We start from the raw sequence: 20332 nt of genomic DNA, 5'->3' as shown, positions 1-20332 counted from the left end.
AGCCAAAATGGCTTTGGAGAGCCCCGATGGCCACCATTTTTGACCTGCACGAGAGGGTTCTAAAGGACTACGCCAATTTTGTCCGCTCCTTTTTTCTCATTGCCGATCCCCAAGCCCAGGCGTTTGTAGAGCAAGCGCTAGAGGAAGGGATCCACCTCTGGCCAGAACCCCTCCTCCAGCTCAGCCCTAGTTATGTATCTGGTCCAACCGTTGACGAGTTGGCCGAGGCGGGGCGCATTGCCCAAGAAACAGCCCGCATTTTCCGCTTTGAGGATGGCAGACCCTTCCGCCTCTACCGCCACCAGGAGGAAGCTGTTGCCAAGGCCCTAGCAGGCAAGAGTTTTGTCGTTACCAGCGGCACCGGCTCTGGCAAAAGCCTTTGCTACTTCTTGCCCATCATTGACAACTGGATTCGCCAGGGGGGATCCCTGGGCCAGGTGACGGCCCTAGTGGTCTATCCCATGAACGCCCTGGTGAACTCCCAATACCAGTCTTTACAAACTCTGCGCGAGCGCTACGAGCGCGCCTACCATCGCCCTTTTCCGCTGCGCTTTGCCAAGTACACCGGGGAAACTGCAGAAAGCGACCGGGAAGATCTGCGCCGGGATCCACCCCAGCTCCTGCTGACCAACTACGTGATGGCCGAGCTACTGTTGGTGCGCCCCGAAGATCAGCGCTTCCTCAGCCCCAACGGCCTGCGCTTTCTGGTCTTTGACGAGCTGCACACCTACCGGGGTCGGCAGGGGGCCGACGTGGCCATGCTGGTTCGCCGCCTCAAGGGACGCTGCGCCGCCAAGAACCTGGGGCACATTGGCACCAGCGCCACCATGATCTCTCGCCCCGAGGCCAGTGCCCAGGAGCGCCGCCAGACCGTGGCCGACTTCGCCAGCCGCTTCTTTGGCCATCCCTTCACACCGGAGCAGATTATCGAGGAGACCCTGGCCCCCTTGAGCGAAGGCGGCCCGCCTTCACCTGAAGAGCTCAAGCCCGCCCTCGATCCCCCCTGGCCCACCGACCTAGCTAGCCTGCGCCGCCACCCCTTGATGCGCTGGCTAGAGTACGAGCTGGGCCTAGAGTTAAGTCCCGACGGCATCAAGCGCCGCGTGCCCAGGGAGCTCTCCGAGGTGGCCGCCCAACTGGCCCAACTGACCGGCACCGCTAGCGAAAACTGTGCGGCAACGCTGCGCCAGTTCCTTGCCCACGCCAGCAGCCTCAAAGACGACCACAGCCGAGGAGTGGCCTTCAAGCTGCACCAGTTTATCTCCCAGGGCCGCACCCTCTACGCCACCCTGGAGAGTCGGGAAAAGCGGCAATTTTCCCTAGAAGGGCAGATGCAGGCGGGGGAGGGCAAGCTCTTTTTCCCCGTCAAGTTCTGCCGCCAGTGTGGGCAGGACTACTACCACGTCCTCAGGTCCAAGGATCAGTTTCTCCCCTATCCCGTGGGAGAAGAGGTGGAGCAGGACGAAGACCAGCAAGCCGGTTACCTGAGCTGGGATCCTCTTGACAACGAGTGGTCGCTGGAGCAGATCCCCGAAGACTGGTACACCCCTGAGGGCAGACTCAGGTCCGACTGGGGAAAGCGCGTCCCCCAAGCGGTCTGGGTGCGCCCAGATGGATCCTTTTCCGAGTACCCCCAGGCGGAGGCGCAGAAGATGTGGTGGCAGCCCCACCCCTTTTCCCTGTGCCTGGCCTGCGGCGAGTACTACAGTGGCCGCGAGCGGGAGTTTGTCAAGCTGGCTTCCCTCTCTAGCGAAGGCCGCTCCAGCGCCACCACCATCCTTGCCACCTCCCTGCTGCGCCATGCCGAGCAAACCCAGGCCGCTTGCAGCAAGCTGCTGACTTTTACCGACAACCGCCAGGACGCCTCCCTGCAGGCCGGCCACTTCAACGATTTTGTGCATGTGGCCCTTCTGCGGGCCTCGCTCTATGCTGCCCTCCTCAAGAAAAAAGAGCTGGGCTTTGACGAGGTGGCCCAGGAAGTGGTGCGGGCTTCTGGCCTGGAGCTTGCCGACATTGCCCAAAACCCGGCTTTGGATCCCGACTCGCCCAGTGCCGAGGAAGTGTGGCAGACCTTTAGCGAGCTAACCGAATACCGGCTCTATGAAGATCTGCGGCGCGGCTGGCGGGTTACCCACCCCAACTTGGAACAGGTGGGCCTGCTGAAAATCGAGTACCGCGGCCTCGGGGAGCTCTGCCAAAATTCAGCCCTGGCTTCCCTTCACCCCTGGTTTGCCCAAGCCAGCCCTGAGGAGCAAGAGCAACTGCTGCGGGCTCTGTTGGATCAGTTTCGGCGCCAATTGGCCATCGATGTGCCCGTGCTCAAGGCAGAGCCCCAGAGAAGGCTGCGCCGGCGCGCCCAGCAATATCTCAATGAGTTTTGGGGCCTGGAAGAGCATGAGGAGTTGCGGACGGCTCGCTTCTTTGTGCGCCAGAACCCTTCCCGGGAAAACGGGCAAATGCTCAGCCTGGGCCGCCGCAGCACCATTGGTCGCTTCCTCCGCAGGTGCCTTGATCTGAACCAAGAAGCCTACGACAGGTTTTTGGAGTCCCTGCTGTCTCTCCTGGTCAGACAGGGCCTGCTACGGCGCCACGTGGAAAATGGCCAGGTAGCCTACCAGCTAGACGCCGGCTGTCTGCGCTGGTGTCTGGGGGATGGCCTGCCGCCGCCGGATCCTCTGTATTCCCGCAGCGCCCAGCAGGAGGGCTACACCTCTGTCCGCCGTCCCATCAACCCCTTCTTTCAGGAGCTCTACCGAGCCGGGGCAGCAGGGCTAGGATCCCTGGAAGCCAGAGAGCACACCGCCCAGGTGGTCCAGCCGGGGGAGCGGGAGCGGCGAGAGAGACGCTTCCGCAATGAGCCCGGGGAGCGCCGCCTTCCCTACCTCATTTGCTCTCCCACCCTAGAGCTGGGGGTCGACATTGCCGATCTGGATCTGGTGCACCTGCGCAACGTTCCCCCAACGCCAGCCAACTACGCCCAGCGCAGCGGTCGGGCCGGTCGCCAGGGGCAGCCGGGGCTCATCCTCAGCTACTGCGGCGCCTTCAACAGCCACGACCAGTACTACTTTCGCCGCCGGGCCGAAATGGTGGCTGGACGGGTGCGACCTCCCCGCCTGGACCTGGCCAATGAGTCGCTGCTGCGGGCCCACATCCACGCCGTCTGGCTAGCCCAGGTGCGCTTGCCCTTGGGCAACTCCATCGAAACGGTCATCGACTCAGCTCGGCCAGAGCTGCCCCTGCGGGAAGAGGTAGTTGCCTCCATTCAGCTAGGGGAGGCGGCGCGCCAAGAGGTGGCGGAGCGGGTGGAAGCGCTCTTGGCTGCTGACCGGGAAGTGCTAGAGCGCAGCGGCTGGTTTAGCCGGCGCTGGATCCAGCAGGTTATTGAAGAGGCCCCCCGCGCCTTTGACCGCGCTTTTGACCGCTGGCGGGAGCTCTATCGGGCCGCCACGCAACAGCTAGAAGCCGCCAACCAGCAACTGCAGACGGCTCGCCGCCGGGAAGACCAGCAGGAAGCCAGGCGCCGCCAGCAGGAGGCTCTGCGCCAGTGGAACCTACTGTTGCAAATCGATACCCAGCGGGAGGAAAGCGACTTCTACCCCTACCGCTACTTAGCCAGCGAGGGGTTCCTGCCCGGCTACAACTTCCCTGCCTTGCCCGTGCGCGCCTGGGTGCCCCGCGGCAGCGAAGGGGAGTTTATCGCCCGGCCCCGGTTTTTGGCCATTCGCGAGTTTGCCCCCCACAACTTCCTCTACCACGAGGGCTGCCAGTGGGAATCGGTGGCCTTTCAGGCTCCGCCCGGCGGCCTGGAGGAGCGCAAAAGCAGCCACAAGCTCTGCTTTAGCTGTGGGGCCTTTGGGGATCCCTCCTTGGATTGCTGCCCCGTCTGCGGTACCCGCTTCGATGGGCAAAATAGCCTTTTAGCGCAGCTTCTGGAAATGCCTAATGTGCGCATGCGGCGCCGGGATCGCATTACTGCCGACGAAGAAGAGCGGCGGCGACAGGGATACGAGCTGCAGACTTTCTTTCAGTTTGCTCCCGAAAGTTCGGGCTACCGCGTCCAGGAAGCCGACGTGCTAAGGGGCGAAACTCCCTTGCTGCAGTTGCGCTATGCCCCAGCCGCCACGCTACTGCGCATCAACTCCGGCTGGCGGGGCAGTGGGGGGCGAGGTTTCCTGGTCAACTTTGACAACGGCGAAGTCCCTTCTCGAGCTCAGCTGGAGGGCCATAGAGCCAGCTCGTCTAGCCAGATGTCCTTGCAGCCCATCCGCCTGGCAGTGCGCGCTACCCAAAACCTCTTGCTGGTGCGGCTGGTTCAGCCCAGCGGGGGGAACCTGCAGGCGCTAGAAACGACCCTGCGCTATGCCCTCAAGCGGGGAATCGAGGAGACCTTTGAGCTGGAGGAGACGGAGCTGGCGGCCGAGTCTATTGGCCAGGGATCCCATCGCGCCATCCTCCTCTACGAGACCGCCGAAGGGGGAGCTGGCGTTCTGCGGCGGCTGGTGGAAGAGCCCCATGCCCTTGCCGAGGTGGCCCAAGTGGCTCTGGAGATCTGCCACTTCCAGCTTTCGGAAGAGGGGATCCAAGATCGGCGACCGGAGTGCCGGGCAGCCTGCTACGAGTGCCTGCTCAGCTATGCCAACCAAAGGGAGGCGTTGGAACTCGACCGATACAAGATTCGAGATCTTCTGGGGGAGCTGGCCCATAGCCGCACCGAGCTGCGTCCCCTGGGCCGCTCCCGCCAAGAGCAACTGGAGTGGCTGCGCCAGCTCCTCGACCCTCGCTCCGAATTGGAGCGCCGCTTCCTGGAGCTGCTGGCCGAAGGGGGCTATCGCCTTCCCGATGAGGCCCAGAAAGCCCTCGCCGAGCCCCGCTGCGTGGCCGACTTCTTCTACGATCCCAACATCTGCATCTTCTGCGACGGCGCAGTGCACGACGATCCCGCCCAGGCTGCCCAGGATCGCCAACTGCGCTCTCAGCTTTTGGGGCACGGCTACCGAGTAATTGCCCTGCGCTACGACCAAGACCTGCGGGAGCAACTGGCTCGCTACCCAGAGGTGTTTGGCAAGGGCAACTAATCCTGCTGGTGGGAAAACAGGTAAGCTCCCACCAGGGCCAGGATGGCCGCCAGCCCTGCCAGCACCGCCACGGTGTACCAAGGGAACTCCGCCAGGGGCTGGTAGGCGGCTGCCCGCATGCCGATGCTGGCGTAGGAAAGGGGCAGGCAATAGACCAAGACCTGCAGGTAACTTGGCAACTGACTGGGATCAAAAAACGTGGCCCCCAGAAAGGACATGGGCGTAATCAGAAAGTTAGTCAGCACCCCCACACTCTCCAGGCTGGGCACCTTCAAGCCGGCGATTACCCCAATGCCGGCAAAGACGGCGCAATCCAAAAGCAGCACCAGCAGCGACAGGGGATGGAGCAGGCCCCAAGCACCGGTGCCCAGCACCCCCACCGCCAACACCCCCAAAGCCGTGAGCAAGCCGCGGACAATGCCCGCCAGCACCTTGCCCAAATGCAGCGCCAGCGGGTGTACCGGCAGCAACAGCAATTCCTCAAAGCTTTTGGTAAACAGCCGCGATCCGCAAATGGAGAAGGTGGTGCCGGCAAAGCTGATGGTCATGGCCGAAAGAGCCACCATCCCCGGCAAAATGAAGCGCAAGTAAGAACCGGCTGCGGTGGTTCCGGCCACGTCGGCCAAAGCCTCGGCCCGCAGGGATCCGCCCAGCCCGACCCCAAAGGCGACGATGTAGATGAGGGGGGCCACCAGCCCCGAAGCCACCACCTGCCAGACCCGCCCGCGCAGATCCAGCCAGTCGCGCCAGAAGATGGTTAAACTGTCTTCCCAGATTTGCCGATAGGGTCGGTGCAAGGCCTGGTTCAGCATAGATCTTCCTCTTGCCAGCGCAGCTAGTAGCCGTAGTAGTTGGAGCGCCACGACCGCCACCAGGCCACCGGCAGCGCCAGCGCCTTGCTCAGGGTAGACACATAGGCGCGGGTGCGAAACACCTGGTAGTGGTTGCGCTCAATGGCGTTGAGGATCTGCCGGTAGAGCATCAGAGATGCCGCCACCGGCCAGCGGGAGTCCGGCTGCAGCGTGGGGATCCCCCGTTCCGCTTGGGCATAGAGCTCTCGAGCCCGCCGGATCTCGTAGTCCATCAGGGCCATCCAGCGCTCGTCGATGACGTAGTTAAACAGATCCCGCTCCGAGTAGTTGAAGCGGCGCAGATCCTCTAGAGGGAGGTAGATCCGCCCGCGGCGGGCATCTTCCCCCACATCGCGCAAGATGTTGGTCAGTTGCATGGCAATCCCCAGCGCCACCGCCTCCTCGCGGCCATCCCGGCCCGGCACAAACCCCATGATCTCCGAGCACATCAGGCCCACTACCCCGGCCACCCGGTAGCAGTAGACCCGCAGCTCTTCCCAAGTGGCATAGCGCCGAATGTCCAGATCCATGCTCTGCCCCCGCAGCATCTCGCGGAAGGGCTCAATCGAGAGGCGGTAGGTGCGGATGGTGTGGATGAGGGCCAGGTCGGTGGGAACTTGCGGCTCCCCCCCCTGGAACAAAGATTCCAGGTGGGATCCCCACTGCTCCAGCTTGCTGCGGGTGACCTCCACCTCAGCCTGGCTGGCCTCCAGCCCGTCCAGCAGCTCGTCCGTCTGTCGCAGCCAAGCATAGATAGCCCAGATGGCCCGCCGCTTAGGTCGGGGCAGGAGCAGGGATCCCAAATAGAACGTCTTGGCGTGCTTGGCCGTAATCTGGCGACAGAGGGCAAAAGATTGCTCCAGCGGACTCATCGGGCTTATCTCCAGGGGCGCGGGGCCAGATGGGGACAGCGAGGGCACATCTCAACACTACGGGAAAGCGGACAGGCTGGATAGCCCAGACGCTCAAGTTCCAGGAAATTGCCTTTCGGCGGCATTAAACCCCTGCTGTCGCCAAGCTCGCAGGCGAAGCAGAAGCTGGCTGAGACGGGATCCCTTTGCTGATGGCCTCAGCCGCCCACTTGCCGGAGAGGATAGCCCCCTCCATGCTGCCCAGAAAGGGCTGCAAGGTGTAGCTGCCGGCCAGGAAGAAGTTGGGAATGGGGGTGACTTGGGTGGGGCGGTATTGCTGCCGACCTGGCGTGGCTTTGTAGACCGAGCGCGGCGTTTTCACCACCACCCATTTGCGCACCCGCGCGGGGTTGGGGCCGGTGAGGTGCTGGGGGAAGAGTTTTTTCAGCTCCTCCAGCGTGGCGGCAAAGATCTCCTCATCGCTGCGCTCGATCCACTCGGCAGCCGGGGCCAGCACCAGCTCCAGCATGGATCGGTGGGGATCGGCATAGGCGCGGCAGGTGTTGCTCATGTCGGCATACACGCTCAAGAGCGGCGAGCGGGAAAACAGGGAGTGGTCAATGTGAGTAATCTTGCGGTCAAACCAAATCTGTAGGCTGATCACCGGCACCCCTTCCAGCTCGCGCAGCTTTTGGAAAAAGGGGATCCCCCACCACCGAGCCGGCAGCAGCTCCTTGAGCGCATCCACCGAAAGGGCCGACACGTAGGCGTCGGCAGTGACCTGCAAGGGCCCGGCAGGGGTGGCGAAGCGGAAGCCAGCCACGCTGCCATCGGGGTTGAGGTCGATGGCCTGCAATGCCGCATTCAAATGCACCTGGCCGCCGCGGGCCACGATGGAGTCCACCATCGGCTGGCAAAGCCGCTCCGGCGGGGCGCCATCCAGATAGGCAATCTTAGAGCCGTCCTTTTGCCGCAAAAAGCGGTTCAGAGCCGTCAGGGGCACCATGGCCGAGATCTCGTCCGGGTTGATGAACGCCAACGCCTTGGAGACGGCAATGAAAATATCCGTGTTGACCCGCTCATCGATGCCCTGCCGGCGCAGCCATTCTAAGAGGCTGTAGCGATCCATCTGCTCCACGTAGCGCTGGCCGCGCACCATGGCCGGCACCAGCCCCAGGGCAAATTTCACCTTTTCGCTCCAGGTGAGCATGTCGTTGTTGCGCAGGATGCCGACAATGGCGTTAAAGGGAGCGGGAATGTCCGGCAGGTCAAAGCGGGAGTAGGTGCCCGGCTTGTCCGGCTGGTTGAAGATCAAGCTGTGTTCCTTCCACTGCAGGCGGTCGGAGATGCCCAGCTCCCGGAACAGTTGCAGGGTGTTGGGGTAGGCGCCGAAAAAGTTGTGCAGCCCCGTCTCGATCCAGTCCCCGTCGGCATCTTTCCAGGCGGCCACTAGCCCCCCCAGCACCTCCCGCCGCTCAAACAGCAGCGGCTGATGCCCGGCATCACAGAGATACTTGGCACAGGCCAGCCCCGCCAGCCCTCCCCCAGCAATGGCAACACGCATGATGATGACGATCAAGCAACACTTTCATTCTATTTGCAAACCGTTACAATCGCTCAGGCCGCAGGCAGGGAGGAGAGGATTTCCAGAGCCCGGGTTTCCCGCCGGGATCCGATCCCTGGTAGGATACGGGAGAAAAACTAGAAAAAAATTCTCTTGGCTCCAGGGGGAGGGACGACGATGGCCAAACAAACACTGGGATCCCTGCTGTCATCCGGCTTTGATCTCAAGGGCAAGCGTGTGCTGGTGCGGGCCGACTTCAACGTCCCTCTGGATCCCCAGGGCAACATCACCGACGACACCCGCATTCGCGCCTCCCTGCCCACCATCCAAGCCTTGGCCCAGGCGGGCGCCAAGGTCATCCTCACCAGCCACCTGGGCCGCCCCATCCAGAAAGACAAGGCGACCGGCGCCATCCAGATCGCCCGCGAGGGCAATAGCCTCGCCCCTGTGGCCGTCCGCCTTGCCCAGCTCCTGGGCCAGCCGGTGGCCTTTGCCCCCGATTGCATTGGCCCTGAGGCCGAAGCCGTGGTCAGCTCTCTGGAAAACGGCCAGGTGGCCCTGCTGGAAAACGTCCGCTTCCACCCCGAAGAGGAAGCCAACGATCCAGAATTTGCCCGCAAGCTGGCCTCCCTGGCCGACTTGTTTGTCAACGACGCCTTTGGCAGCGCCCACCGCGCCCACGCCTCCACTGCCGGCGTCACCGCCTACCTCCAGCCCGCTGTGGCCGGCTACCTGGTGGAAAAGGAGCTGCAATTTTTATCAGGCGCCATCGAGAACCCCCAGCGACCGCTAGCGGCCATCATCGGCGGCTCCAAAGTCTCTACTAAGATTGGCGTCATCGAGCGCCTGCTGGAAAAAGTGGACAAGCTTCTGCTGGGCGGCGGCATGATCTTCACCTTCTACCAAGCCCAAGGGATCCCAACCGGCAAGTCTTTGGTGGAAACCGACAAGCTGGATCTGGCCCGCTCCCTGATGGAGAAGGCCAAAGCGCGGGGCGTGGAGCTGCTGCTGCCGGTGGACGTGGTGGTCGCCGATAGGTTTGACAAAGACGCCAACGCCCAGACGGTTTCCATCCACGCCATTCCGGAAGACTGGATGGGCCTGGACATCGGCCCCGAATCGGTCAAAGCCTTCCAGGCTGCCCTACAGGGGTGCAAAACCGTAGTCTGGAACGGGCCGATGGGTGTGTTTGAGTTCGACCGCTTTGCCGCTGGCACAGAAGCCATTGCCCGCACCCTGGCCGACCTCACCCAGGCCGGTGCCATCACTATTATCGGCGGCGGCGACTCGGTGGCGGCTGTGGAAAAAGTGGGCCTAGCCGACAAAATGACCCACATTTCCACCGGCGGCGGCGCCAGCCTGGAGCTGCTGGAAGGCAAAGAGCTGCCCGGCATCGCCGCCCTTAGCGAAGCGTAGGGTAGCTCGGCTCATTAACCCAAAAGCAGCAAAAAGCAAAAAAGTAGGGGCTGAGTTCAGCCCCTCTTTTAATCTGCTCGGCGCAGATGGCCGCAGCAATGGCGAGACGGGATCCGGCTTAGTGCATCACCACTTTAACGTTGGCGTTGTTCAAGCCAGGGCGCTTCACCTCGGCCAAGGTCTTGTTGACGGCGTACTTCTGGTTGATGGAGTTGATCAACTCGGTTTGGTTGTGCTTCTTGGCCACGCCCCACAGATCGGCGATCAGGTCGTAGGAACCGTCGGGGTTCTTGGACCAGCCCAGATCGTAGTCGCCCTCCAACTGGGCCACGATGTCGGCACGAACACGCTGGCCGTTGTAGCCACGCACATCGGCGTTCAGCTTAACGGTGTAGCCGAGATCGCGCAGGGAGTTAACCAGGATCTGGCCATCGGTGATCTTGGTGCGCAAGGTGCTAAAATGAGACATGGTGTTTCTCTCCTTTGTGTATGTGTAGGGGTTGGAACATCAACACAAACAATGGGCAACGCCTAGCGGGGAAGGTTGAGCTTTAGCCGTCTCTGCCTCTGCCAAGGCGATTCTGGCCTTTCACCCCCCTGCTAGAACTCCAGCCGCTGGTACTCGGCTACAGAGGCTGCTGCAGGCCGAGCCCGCTGCTGGGCCCATTCCCTCAACGCTACCACTTGCTCCGTCATGGTGCGAGATAGCGGTTGAGTTGCTTTCGTTGCTGCCAAAATGTCCAGTTGGGTAAATTCGCGGTTCTGGGCAAACGCTTCGTACATGGCAGCAATCAAAACTTGTTCGATCTCCGCGCCGGAGAAGCCCTCGCAGGCGGCGGCTAGCTGGCGCAGATCAAAGCGGCTGATGTCGCGCCGCCGCTTCTTCAGGTGGATCCGGAAAATCTCCATGCGCTCGTTAATGTTGGGCAGATCCACGAAGAAAATCTCGTCAAAACGGCCTTTGCGCAGGAATTCGCCCGGCAGGCGATCCACGCGGTTGGCCGTGGCCATGACAAACACCGGCGAGCGCTTCTCCTGCATCCAAGTGAGAAAGGAGCCAAAGATACGACTGGAGGTGCCGCCGTCGGAGTCGCTGGAACCTGCCGCTCCGGCGAAGGCTTTGTCCAGCTCGTCGATAAAAAGGATGGCCGGCGCCAGCGATTCAGCAGTGCGCAGGGCGCTGCGCAGGTTGGCCTCCGACTTGCCGACCATAGAGCCATCGTAGACCCGGCCCATATCCAGGCGCAGCAGCGGCAGGCCCCAGAGGCGGGCGGTGGTCTTGGCGATCAAGGACTTACCACAGCCAGGTACGCCCAGAATCAAGAGTCCCTTGGGCTGAGGCAAGCCATAGGCGCGGGCCCGCTCGGTAAAGGCCTCAGAGCGCTGCAGCAGCCAGCGCTTTAACTCCTCTAGGCCGCCGACGGCGTCGATGGTCTCGTCTTCTTCGATGAATTCGAGGATGCCGTTGCGCCGGATCAGCTGCTTTTTCTCAGAGAGGATGATATCCACCTCTGCCTCGCTGAGGCGGCCGTGCATCACCACCGCCTTGCGGTAAACTTTTTCCGCCTCGTCTTGCGTTAGGCCAAGGGCTGCCTTGACCAGCTTTTCCCGCGCCTCAGGGCTCAGGGATCCGCCGCGGGGAAGCTGCTCCAACTGCCGGTTGAGGGTGCGCTCCAGGGTGGCCATGTCCGGCAAGGGAAAGTCCACCACGCAAATGTCTTTTTCCAGCTCGACGGGAATTACCTGCACCGGCGACATCAGCAAGATGGTTTTGTGGGATCCCTTCAAGCTGGCGATGGCATCGCGCAGCCAGCGTTTGACTTCGGTGTTGTCCAAAAAGTCGTGCAGATCTTTGAAGACGCAGATGGCGGGATCTTTTTGCTCCATCACCCACTGAATAGCCGGCTGGGGGGATTGGGTGTTGTGCTGGGTGAGGCTGCGGGGGTTGCCGTATTCAACAATGCCGTGGGTAACCGTCCAGACAAACAGGCGCCGCTGCGGCTTGAGGGTGCGAGCGATCGCCGCCAGAGCTGCCTCCGCCCGTTCTTCCTCTGGAGTGACCAGGTAGAGCAGTGGGTATTGAGCTTGGATGAGAATGCTGAGCTCTTGCATGGGAAACACCAACTGCGCGGAGGGAAATCTAAGCGAAACCGACAGAAAGGAAGGAAAACGGCGTCTGGAGTTTGCCTGTCTTCAAAGTACTTGAGATATCCTGACTTGCTCTTTACTAACCCTTGTTTTATACCCCTCCTGTCTGCTCAAGCTCACAAAGAGGCATACCTTTGAAACAGCGCAAAAAGCCTTAGCAGGGCACCAGCTCGTCTTGTCGTTGCTCTTCGGAGGCCGAGGCCGCTCCCCAGTATTCCGGCTCCACCTCTTCGAGGATGGCTTCAGAAGCGGACTGCTGGTGAAGCGAAACCACCTCCCCATTGCGGATGACAAACGGATGGCCGCACTCAGGGCAGCGGTGGACGCGGTAGGCGCTGCCTTGCACCCCTTCGATGACCTCCGGGTGAAGCAGGTAGAAGGTGAGGGCCTTCTCCGCTACTGCCGACATCGGCTCCCGCTCCACGGCAGCCCGAATCTTCAGATTCCGGTGCAACTCGGGTGGGAGATACAACGTCACCTTTTGCTTGGCCTCTGCGCCTTCCACAACCTCTGGCCGCTGACTCATGGCTAACTGTTTCTCGTTGTATGCCGGACTTGCGGTTCATGATAGCTAGTCTGCCGCCTTGACAGCAAGTTTTTAATAATCTGTAACAATTTTCTCGGGAATTGCTCAGGCTTGCGGAGATCGCTTGCCGGCGGAGTAGGCTAAGTAGGAGACTCAAAGCGGAACGAGCAGTCCCCATGGAACGCCTGATCAACACCTTCAGCAAAAACTTCTCCACCTGGAGCCGTCGGTTTCTGGTGCAGGCCGGCGACGGTTTGGCCAGCCTGAAAGACACGGCTTTAGATAATGGCAATCTGCTCCTCTGCAAAGCCCGCATCGCGCTTGCGGATGCCAGCTTCACCACCCTGCGGGCGCTTCGGTCTCGCTTTGGTTCTGGTCGCTAGCTGCCCAAATCTTGCAGCCGGTAGAGGTGGGCGTAGAGCCCGTTGAGGGCCATGAGCTCGGCGTGGGATCCCTGTTCTTTCAGTTCCCCTCGCTGCAGCACGAGGATGCGATCCACGTGGCGGATGGTGGAGAGGCGGTGGGCGATGATCAGGGCGGTGCGATCCCGCAGCAGGGTTTCCAGGGCGGATTGGATCAGGGCCTCGGTGCCCACATCTAGGCTGGCGGTGGCCTCGTCCAAGACCAAGATTTTCGGATCCCGCCACAGGGCCCGCACAAAGCTGATGAGCTGTTTTTGGCCGCTGGAGAGGTTGCTGCCCCGCTCCCGCACGGGGGTGGCGTAGCCCTGGGGCAGATCGCGGATGAGCTCGTGCAGGTGGAGTTGACGGGCCACCCGCTCCACTTCTGCCAGCTCGCCCTCCTCTCCTAGAGTGATGTTTTGCTGGATATCTCCAGAGAACAAGAATCCATCTTGCAGGATCACGCCCAGGTGACGGTGCAGCTCGGCCTGAGGCAGGTGGCGAATGTCCACGCCGTCGATGCGGATGCAGCCGCGAGTTACTTCGTAAAGGCGGCAAAGTAGGCGAATGATGGAGCTTTTGCCAGCGCCGGTGGGCCCCACGAGGGCGACCTTTTCGCCGGGGCGGATGGTGAAGCTGAGGTCTTTGAGCACCCACTCGCCGGGGTTGTAGGCAAACCAAACATGCTCGAACTGCACCTCTCCTTTGGCGGTTGGGGGCAGGTGGCGGGGGCTGACGGGATCCCGGATGGCGACGGGCAGGCGGAGGATGTGGTCGATGCGTTCCACGGCGGTGAACCCCGCCTGCAGGGCGGTAAACTTTTCCGCCAACTGGCGCAGCGGGTTGAAAAAGCGCTGGGAAAAGAGGATGAAGGCGTAGAGGCTGCCGAAGGTGAGAGGTTCTCGGGGCAGGGATCCCAGCCACTCCCCCCTGCCGGCTGCCAGCACCTGCTGCCCGCCCACCCAGAGGAGAGCGGCCACCGCCAGCCAGGCAACCCACTCCAAAACGGCGGAAAGGGCAGCGTCGTAGAGGATGGTCTGATCCACCTCTTGGATGTAGCGGCGGTTGATGGTTTGAAAAATCTCGCTGTTGAGCCGCTCCCGCCGAAACAGTTGCACCACGGCAATGCCCAAGACGTTTTCCTGGATCCAGGCGTTGAGCTTAGAGAGCTCTTCCCGCACGCGAAAGTTGGCATCGCGAAAGCGGCGCTGCAGCTCGACCACTACAGCGCTGGCTGGCAGGACGATGAGGATCAGCAGCAGGCCCAGATCCCAGCGCTGGCTGAGCATCACCACCCCGATTACCAGCAGGGTAAAGAGGTCGCTGACGATGCCGACCGCGCCGGTGGAAAACACATCTCCCAAGGCCTCCACATCGCTGGTGATGCGGGTGATCAACTTGCCCACCGGGGTGCGATCGAAAAATTGGGCCGGCAGGGCCAGCACGTGGGCGAAGAGATCGTTGCGGATGTCGCGGGTCATCAACTGCCCCAGCTTCTGGCTGCTATACCCTTCCAGGGCCTGAAAAACCCAGCGGGCCAGCAGGGTGAGGATCAACAGGCCCGCGTAGGGCCAGAGGCCGGCGAGGATCCCACTGTCGCCTTGGGCAAGCGCTTGGGCGATGGGGCCGTCCAGGGCCCGCTGCAGGATCAACGGCTGCACCGCATCGGCTAGGGCCAGGGGCGGCAAAAAGGCCAAGGCCGCCAACAACAGCTTCAGGTGCCGACGGGCATAGGGCCAGAGCAGCCGCAGCAGCCGCCAGTCGCTGCGGGGATCCCTACTCAAATCGGCATCGGGGGAAGAGGTGGCAAGGCTCACGGACTTACACCCAAAAAGATGAAGACGACTCATGGAGAGCCCTGATCTACTCTAAGCTCTCTCCCTGATGAGGCTTGGCCCTCACCCCCGTCCCCTCTCCCTCTGGGAGAGGGGGGTTGGGGGCGCCGCTTGTTGCTGGGGGACAGATGGAAAACCGGCGGTTTCAGGGCCTGCCGGGGCAGGTTTCAAAGAGGCCTAGAAGACAAGCCTTAGCGGAAGCCGTTGCTCTGCTCCCGCAACTGGGCAGAAAACTGAGAGGGGATCAGCTTGGTGCCCACCCCGGCATCGGTCAGTAGCTCCAACAACAAAGAGTGGGGGGATCCCCCGTCCAGAATGTGGGCAGCCCGCACCCCCTGCGCTAGAGCGCGAATGCAACACTGCACCTTGGGGATCATGCCCCCTCTGACCACCCCTGTCTGGATAAGCTGGCGGGCCGTCTCGATATCCAGGAGCGTAATCAGGGAGCTGGGATCCTCAGGGTCTCTGAGAATGCCAGGGGTGTCGGTGAGAAGGATCAGCTTTTCTGCCCCCAGAGAGGCCGCCAGCTCTCCCGCCACAGTATCGGCGTTGATGTTGTAGGCTTGGCCTGTCTCGTCGGCGGCCACGCTGGAGATCACCGGGATCTGGCCGCCCTCCAACAGAGTTTGCACCAACTGGGGGTTGATGCTGCTGACTTCCCCCACAAAGCCGATTTCCGCCCGGCCCTGGGAGCGGGCTCGAATCAAATTGCCGTCCCGCCCGCACAGCCCCACCGCCGAGCCGCCGGCCAGGCTGATGAGCTGCACGATCTGTTTGTTGACTTTGCCCACCAGCACCATCTCCACCACCTCCATGGTGGCCGCATCGGTCACCCGCAGGCCGTCCACAAACTTGAAGGGGATGTCCAGCTTCTGGAGCCAACTGTTGATCTCCGGCCCCCCGCCGTGCACCAGCACCGGCCGAATGCCGACACAGGCCAGAAAAACAATATCCCGCAGCACCTCGGCCCGCCGCTCCTGGTGCACCATGGCGGCGCCCCCGTACTTGATGACAATGACACGGCCCTGGTACTGCTGGATGTAGGGCAGAGCCTCGATGAGGATCTGCGCCCGCGTCAGGGGATCACAGGCCACAGCCTGCGAACCGGTCGCCGCGGGAAGAGAAGCGTTGGTCTGCACTGCCGGACGTCCCTCACAACACGAAACCTTGACCCAGAAGATCGTAATATTGCCTGCAGACAAACGTCGGGCTCCGGGTTAGGTTTTTTGCAAGCGGCAGCCCCTCTCTTTGCCAAACAGCAAGGCGCTCGCCGGCCACTGCCAAAAACAGCAAGCCATTAGCTGCGCAGGGTAACGGGAAAGTGTTTTTCTAGCTGCGCCCTCACCTGGTTTTGCGCAGCTTCCACCTCGGCATCGGTGAGGGTGCGATCCGGAGCGCGGTACACCAGTCGGAAGGCGAGGCTGCGCTGCCCCGGCGGTACCCCTTGGCCGCGGTACTCGTCGAAAAGCTGTACCGACTGCAGCAGAGGGCCTGCCGCCTGGCGGATTACTTTCTCGATGTCTGCCACCGACAGCTCCAGCGGCGCAAAGAAGGCGATATCCCGATCCGAGGCCGGAAAAGGCGAAAAGGGGGAAAATTGCACTAGGCCCCGCTTCTCCAGGCTGGCCAACAAGGGATCCAGATCCACCTCAAACCCATAGACCTCCTCCGGCAAATCCTTCTCCTGGCAAAGGCGGGGGTGCAACTGCCCAAATAGGCCAATGCGGGATCCCTCGATCCAGATGCCGGCCTGGCGACCGGGGTGCAACAGCGGCGATTGCGCCTCGGGGGGATCGGGGCGAAACTCAGAAGTAAACCCCAGCCGCTCCAGCGCCGAGACCAAGAGCCCCTTAGCCTCAAACCAGTCCATGGGCCGGCTGTGGTGCCGCCAGTCATTGGGGTTGAGGTCCCCGCCCAGGATGCCGCCCAAGTGCTCCGCCTCCTGATAGGGCTCAGGGCTGGAGGGAGGGGCATAGGCAAAGACGTGGCCAATCTCAAAAGCCTGCAGCGGGCCGTTGCCCTGATCCCAGTTGAAGCGAAAAGCCTCCACCAAGCCCGGCAACAGCGCCTTGCGCACAGCGGAGTACTCGGGGGAAAGCGGATTGGCGATTTTGACCAAGGAGCTGTCCTCCTCTGCCGGACAGAGGGAGATGTGGTACACCTCCGTCAGGCCAATGCCCCGCATCACCTCGCGAATTTGCCGGGTCAAAGTTTCCCGTGCAGAGAGGGATCCCACCTGCGGCTCCGTGGGCAGGGTTTCCGAGAAGCGGTCGTAGCCGTAGAGACGGGCAAATTCCTCAATCAAGTCGATCTCCCGTTCGACATCCCGCAGGCGGTAGGGGGGAACAGACACCTGCCAAACGCAGCCGGCCACGCCTGCTGTCTCCGTAGCAGGGAGGGGGGGAGCCTCCGGGGCAACTGCCTGACAGCGGGAAAGCTGAAAGCCCAAGGCCGGCAAGATCTCCTCCACATCCTCTGGCCGCACCTCTTCCCCCAACACGTCGATGAGGCGCGACAGCCGCAGCTTCAGCGTCCGCTCCAGCGGTGGCCGTTGGTCAAAGGTGGTGAGGCCAACCACCGATCCTCCCGCCAGCTCCAAAATCAACTGCACCGCCCGATCCCGCGCCAGGTCGAGGGTGGCAAAATTAACCCCCCGCTCATAGCGGGCCGAGGCTTCCGTGCGCAGTCCCTGCGAGCGGGCCGAGCGGCGCGTCACCACCGGGTCGAAGAGGGCGGCCTCCAAAAAAATGCTGGTGGTGGCCGAGCTCACTTCTGTCTCTTCTCCCCCCATCACACCTGCTAGGGCTACCGGCTGGCCGCCGGCCACGATGAGATGGCTTTCAGGGTGCAAGGTGCGGGTTTGGCCGTCCAGGGTTTTCAGGGTTTCTCCCGCCTGGGCAAAGCGCACCTCAATAGTGGGCTTCTTCTTGCCCATGACCTGCAGCAGGCGATCCCAATCGAAGGCGTGCAGGGGCTGGCCCCATTCCAGCAAGATCAAGTTGGTAACATCGACAACATTGTTGATGGAGCGCATGCCAGCGGCGGCCAGGCGATGCTTGAGCCAGTCGGGAGAAGGGCCGACCTTCACTCCCTCGATCAACACGCCACTGTAGGCGGGGCAGGCCTTGGCGTCGGCAATGCGCAGGTTGAAGTTGGGGATGGGCTTGGCCTGTAGGGGCTGAACCGGCGGCAGGCGCAGCGGGTTGCGGGTGAGGGCGGCCACCTCGCGGGCGATCCCCACCATGCTCAGAGCATCGGCGCGGTTGGCGGTGGAAGTGAGATCCAACACCACATCGTCCAGGCCTAGCAGCGGGCGGGCGTCAGACCCCAGCGGGTGGGCCTTGAGATCCAAATCAGGCGGAAATTCGTGGATCCCTTCCGAAGCCCTCTCCAGCCCCAGCTCGGCCAAAGAGCAGATCATGCCTTCCGAGAGCACTCCCCGTTTCTCCGCTTTGGCAATGGTCAGGTTCACAGCGGGCAGATGAGTGCCCGGCGTGGCCACAGGAACCAGCAAGCCGGCGCGGGCGTTGGCCGCTCCGCAGACGATGGTGGCCGGTTGCTCAGATCCCAAGTCCACCTGGCAAACGCGCAGCTTGTCAGCATTGGGATGGGGCTCGGCGGCTAGGATCCTGCCCAGCACCACCCCTTCTGCCCAACTGCGGCGATCTTCAATCTCCTCCACCTCAAACCCCACCAGAGTGAGGGCTTCTGCCAATTCTTCCGGGGAAAGCTCAAAGTCCACCAATTCCCGCAGCCACTTCAAGGAAATGCGCATCGCTGAGCCATCGCTGCAAACGCCGCACCCATTATCGCTCACTCCGAGTTCGGGCCAAAGGCAAGCAAGGCGCGCAAACTTCCCCTCGCAGGTAAGATGGTTACGCCGTGCCGAGGTACTGGCATCGAGGCAAGACGGCGCGTCTTTCAGGCTGTGGATGTGGGTATGGGACAACGGCAACTCTTGCGCGGGATCCTGATCGGTCTGGGCCTTCTGGCTGCCCTGGTGGTGTGGGCTATCACCTGGCTGCTCACCCAAAGCCCTCTGGCTTTGTTGCTATCTCGCCCGGCGCTGCCGCCGATTGTGGGCCTAGCTCCCCGTTCCACCCAGGCGCTGTTGCTGCTGGCCGCCCCTCTCGAGGATTTGCAGGCATTTTGGCAAGCGGCAACCCCCGCTTCCCAGCGACGCGCCACTCGTCAGCAGTGGCGGAAGTTTTTCTCCGGCGCAGGCCCGGGCTGGTTGGGAGCCATGCTGGCCGGGGGAGCCCTGGATTTCGAGCGGGAGGTGCAGCCCTGGCTGGGGAAAAGCACCCTCTTGGCCAGCTTGCCGGAGTGGGGCACCTTGGTTGCCTTGGAAACTCGCGACGCGGCGCTTGCCCAATTCGAGCTGAACCTGTTGTGGGAGCGGCAGAGCTTGGCCGGCTTGCCAGTGCAGGTGGATACCTACAAGGGCATTCAGGTGGTGTCCAGCCCGCTTCCGGAGTTGCAGGGGTTCACGGCAGCCCTTTTCGGCGAGCGCTATGTGCTGCTGGCAGAACAGGCTGCTGCCATTCGCGCCGCCATCGATGCGTGGCAGTTGCCGCAGTTGTCGTTGGTGAGCAAGCCGCAGTTTCGGCAGGTGATCCAGCCGCTACAGGAGGCGCATGTGGGTTGGGCTTTCTGGCAAAATCCGGAATCGCCCTCTCCCGACGCTCTGGCGTTGCAGGCAGTGGGGCTGGGGCTGGGGGTCAACTTTCGGGGGTTGGTGGCCGAAACTGCCGCCCTTTGGCATACGCCTGCTGAGTTCGCTTTGCCGACGGTAGAAGCTTTTCATCCGCAGGTTATTCGGCATCTGCCCGACGAGACGCTAGCGCTAATTTCCGGACAGAACTGGGCCAACCTTTGGCAGAGCTTGGGGCGGATGCAACCCCTGAGCCTCTTCGGCCTGCGGCTGGATCCCGGCCAATGGCTGCAGCAGTTGCAATTGCAGGTGGAGCTGGACTGGCAGCACTTGTTGCCGGAAAGGGGAGAGTTCGCCCTTGCCTTTTTGCCCACGGATGGGGAACTGGCCTGGCTGTGGGTTGGCAAGAGGCCGGATGCGCCAACGCTGGATGAGCGGGCAATCGCCCAGGGCTGGCAGGTGGTGTCGATTGCAACTAAGCATGGCACCGCCACTGTCTGGAGCAAGCCGGCGGCCCAGCCGCAACCCCAGCCAAGCCACTCCACGCCGCGAGAAGACATCCCCCTCTTGGCCGGTGGGCTGCTGCAGGTCAGCGGCAGGGGAGGCTCTCCCCGGGTGCAGGCGGCAGAGGCTCTTCCCCAAGCCCTGCCCGCTATCCCGGAAGCATCGCCTCTCTCGGCCCAGGTGTACCACACCGACCGGGAAGGCTACTCCTACCTGGCTTCTTCTTTGGCGGCTTTGGAAGCGGCCCTGGCGGATCCTCCCTTGAGCGCCAGCCGCGCCTGGCGCAGCCTGGTGGCCCCCCTGCCCCACCGCAACCTGGGCTATGGGTACGGATCCCTGGGGGTTCTACCGGAAACTTGGCTGCCCCAACTGCAGGGATCCCGCTGGTCGTCCACGCGCCTGGCCTTCGCCACCACTGCCCTGACGCTGTCCGAGGCTCCCTATCCGGATCGGGGGCACTGGCTCCTCCAGAGGGGCAAGCTATTTTGGCAGTGGTACTGAGTGGAG

13 protein-coding genes are annotated in these 20332 nt (G+C 62.5%); 4 read left to right on the top strand and 9 right to left on the bottom strand.

Annotation, left to right across the window (positions count from 1 at the left end):
- Nucleotides 1–26: 26 nt before the first annotated feature.
- Complete coding sequence (locus NW855_RS11285) at nt 27–5075, top strand: DEAD/DEAH box helicase (protein ID WP_414508758.1); 5049 nt, start codon at nt 27–29, stop codon at nt 5073–5075.
- On the opposite strand, the gene NW855_RS11280 is transcribed toward NW855_RS11285, so the two are convergent.
- From NW855_RS11280 to pds, 3 genes are all read right to left on the bottom strand, one after another.
- Complete coding sequence (locus tag NW855_RS11280) at nt 5072–5887, bottom strand: ABC transporter permease (RefSeq protein ID WP_011429228.1); 816 nt, start codon at nt 5885–5887, stop codon at nt 5072–5074. The two genes, NW855_RS11285 and NW855_RS11280, sit on opposite strands and share 4 nt — an antisense overlap.
- Before the next feature lie 23 nt (nt 5888–5910).
- On the bottom strand, nt 5911–6798 hold the full coding sequence (locus NW855_RS11275; RefSeq protein ID WP_041438059.1) for a phytoene synthase: 888 nt from the start codon (nt 6796–6798) through the stop codon (nt 5911–5913).
- Nucleotides 6799–6922: 124 nt separating this feature from the next.
- Entirely contained in the window at nt 6923–8341 is a 1419-nt protein-coding gene (gene pds, locus NW855_RS11270; RefSeq protein ID WP_414508757.1) for a 15-cis-phytoene desaturase, read from the bottom strand.
- A 177-nt stretch (nt 8342–8518) separates the two neighbouring features.
- Between pds and NW855_RS11265 the strand changes: the two genes are divergently transcribed.
- A complete protein-coding gene (locus NW855_RS11265) occupies nt 8519–9757 on the top strand; it encodes a phosphoglycerate kinase (RefSeq protein ID WP_011429225.1) in 1239 nt (412 codons plus the stop codon).
- Between the two features lie 118 nt (nt 9758–9875).
- Here the strand turns inward: NW855_RS11265 and NW855_RS11260 are convergent, their stop codons facing one another.
- The 3 genes from NW855_RS11260 to NW855_RS11250 form a co-directional block, all read right to left on the bottom strand.
- Nucleotides 9876–10226, bottom strand: coding sequence for a DUF1257 domain-containing protein (locus NW855_RS11260; protein WP_011429224.1), 351 nt, complete (start codon nt 10224–10226; stop codon nt 9876–9878).
- A 131-nt stretch (nt 10227–10357) separates the two neighbouring features.
- On the bottom strand, nt 10358–11869 hold the full coding sequence (locus NW855_RS11255; RefSeq protein ID WP_011429223.1) for an AAA family ATPase: 1512 nt from the start codon (nt 11867–11869) through the stop codon (nt 10358–10360).
- 190 nt (nt 11870–12059) lie between these two features.
- Entirely contained in the window at nt 12060–12431 is a 372-nt protein-coding gene (locus tag NW855_RS11250) for a hypothetical protein (protein WP_099812529.1), read from the bottom strand.
- A gap of 176 nt (nt 12432–12607) precedes the next feature.
- On the opposite strand from NW855_RS11250, the gene NW855_RS11245 reads away from it, so the two are divergent.
- Nucleotides 12608–12814: a hypothetical protein gene (locus NW855_RS11245; protein ID WP_041438058.1), complete on the top strand. Its 207-nt coding sequence runs from the start codon at nt 12608–12610 to the stop codon at nt 12812–12814.
- On the opposite strand, the gene NW855_RS11240 is transcribed toward NW855_RS11245, so the two are convergent.
- The 3 genes from NW855_RS11240 to pheT all read right to left on the bottom strand — a co-directional run bounded on the left by NW855_RS11240 (nt 12811) and on the right by pheT (nt 18442).
- Nucleotides 12811–14649 carry an ABC transporter ATP-binding protein gene (locus tag NW855_RS11240; protein ID WP_011429221.1) on the bottom strand — a complete coding sequence of 613 codons (1839 nt, stop codon included), beginning with the start codon at nt 14647–14649 and terminating at the stop codon, nt 12811–12813. The genes NW855_RS11245 and NW855_RS11240 overlap by 4 nt on opposite strands.
- Before the next feature lie 209 nt (nt 14650–14858).
- Entirely contained in the window at nt 14859–15761 is a 903-nt protein-coding gene (argB, locus tag NW855_RS11235) for an acetylglutamate kinase (RefSeq protein ID WP_011429220.1), read from the bottom strand.
- Between the two features lie 203 nt (nt 15762–15964).
- Nucleotides 15965–18442 carry a phenylalanine--tRNA ligase subunit beta gene (pheT, locus tag NW855_RS11230; RefSeq protein WP_011429219.1) on the bottom strand — a complete coding sequence of 826 codons (2478 nt, stop codon included), beginning with the start codon at nt 18440–18442 and terminating at the stop codon, nt 15965–15967.
- 96 nt (nt 18443–18538) lie between these two features.
- Here pheT and NW855_RS11225 point away from each other — a divergent pair, with 96 nt between their 5' ends.
- Nucleotides 18539–20326, top strand: coding sequence for a DUF3352 domain-containing protein (locus tag NW855_RS11225; protein ID WP_240530349.1), 1788 nt, complete (start codon nt 18539–18541; stop codon nt 20324–20326).
- The last annotated feature ends 6 nt before the right edge of the window (nt 20327–20332 follow it).

Source organism: Synechococcus sp. RC10B2 (genome assembly GCF_047502635.1).
This window is presented reverse-complemented; position numbering and strand designations above follow the sequence as displayed.

Coding starts and splice junctions, on each gene's coding strand:
- NW855_RS11255 (WP_011429223.1), bottom strand. CDS start 11,869: ATGCAAGAGCTCAGCATTCTCATCCAAGCTCAATACCCACTGCTCTAC.
- NW855_RS11245 (WP_041438058.1), top strand. CDS start 12,608: ATGGAACGCCTGATCAACACCTTCAGCAAAAACTTCTCCACCTGGAGC.
- NW855_RS11225 (WP_240530349.1), top strand. CDS start 18,539: ATGGTTACGCCGTGCCGAGGTACTGGCATCGAGGCAAGACGGCGCGTC.
- pheT (WP_011429219.1), bottom strand. CDS start 18,442: ATGCGCATTTCCTTGAAGTGGCTGCGGGAATTGGTGGACTTTGAGCTT.
- pds (WP_414508757.1), bottom strand. CDS start 8,341: ATGCGTGTTGCCATTGCTGGGGGAGGGCTGGCGGGGCTGGCCTGTGCC.
- NW855_RS11250 (WP_099812529.1), bottom strand. CDS start 12,431: ATGAGTCAGCGGCCAGAGGTTGTGGAAGGCGCAGAGGCCAAGCAAAAG.
- NW855_RS11280 (WP_011429228.1), bottom strand. CDS start 5,887: ATGCTGAACCAGGCCTTGCACCGACCCTATCGGCAAATCTGGGAAGAC.
- NW855_RS11265 (WP_011429225.1), top strand. CDS start 8,519: ATGGCCAAACAAACACTGGGATCCCTGCTGTCATCCGGCTTTGATCTC.
- NW855_RS11275 (WP_041438059.1), bottom strand. CDS start 6,798: ATGAGTCCGCTGGAGCAATCTTTTGCCCTCTGTCGCCAGATTACGGCC.
- NW855_RS11285 (WP_414508758.1), top strand. CDS start 27: ATGGCCACCATTTTTGACCTGCACGAGAGGGTTCTAAAGGACTACGCC.
- NW855_RS11260 (WP_011429224.1), bottom strand. CDS start 10,226: ATGTCTCATTTTAGCACCTTGCGCACCAAGATCACCGATGGCCAGATC.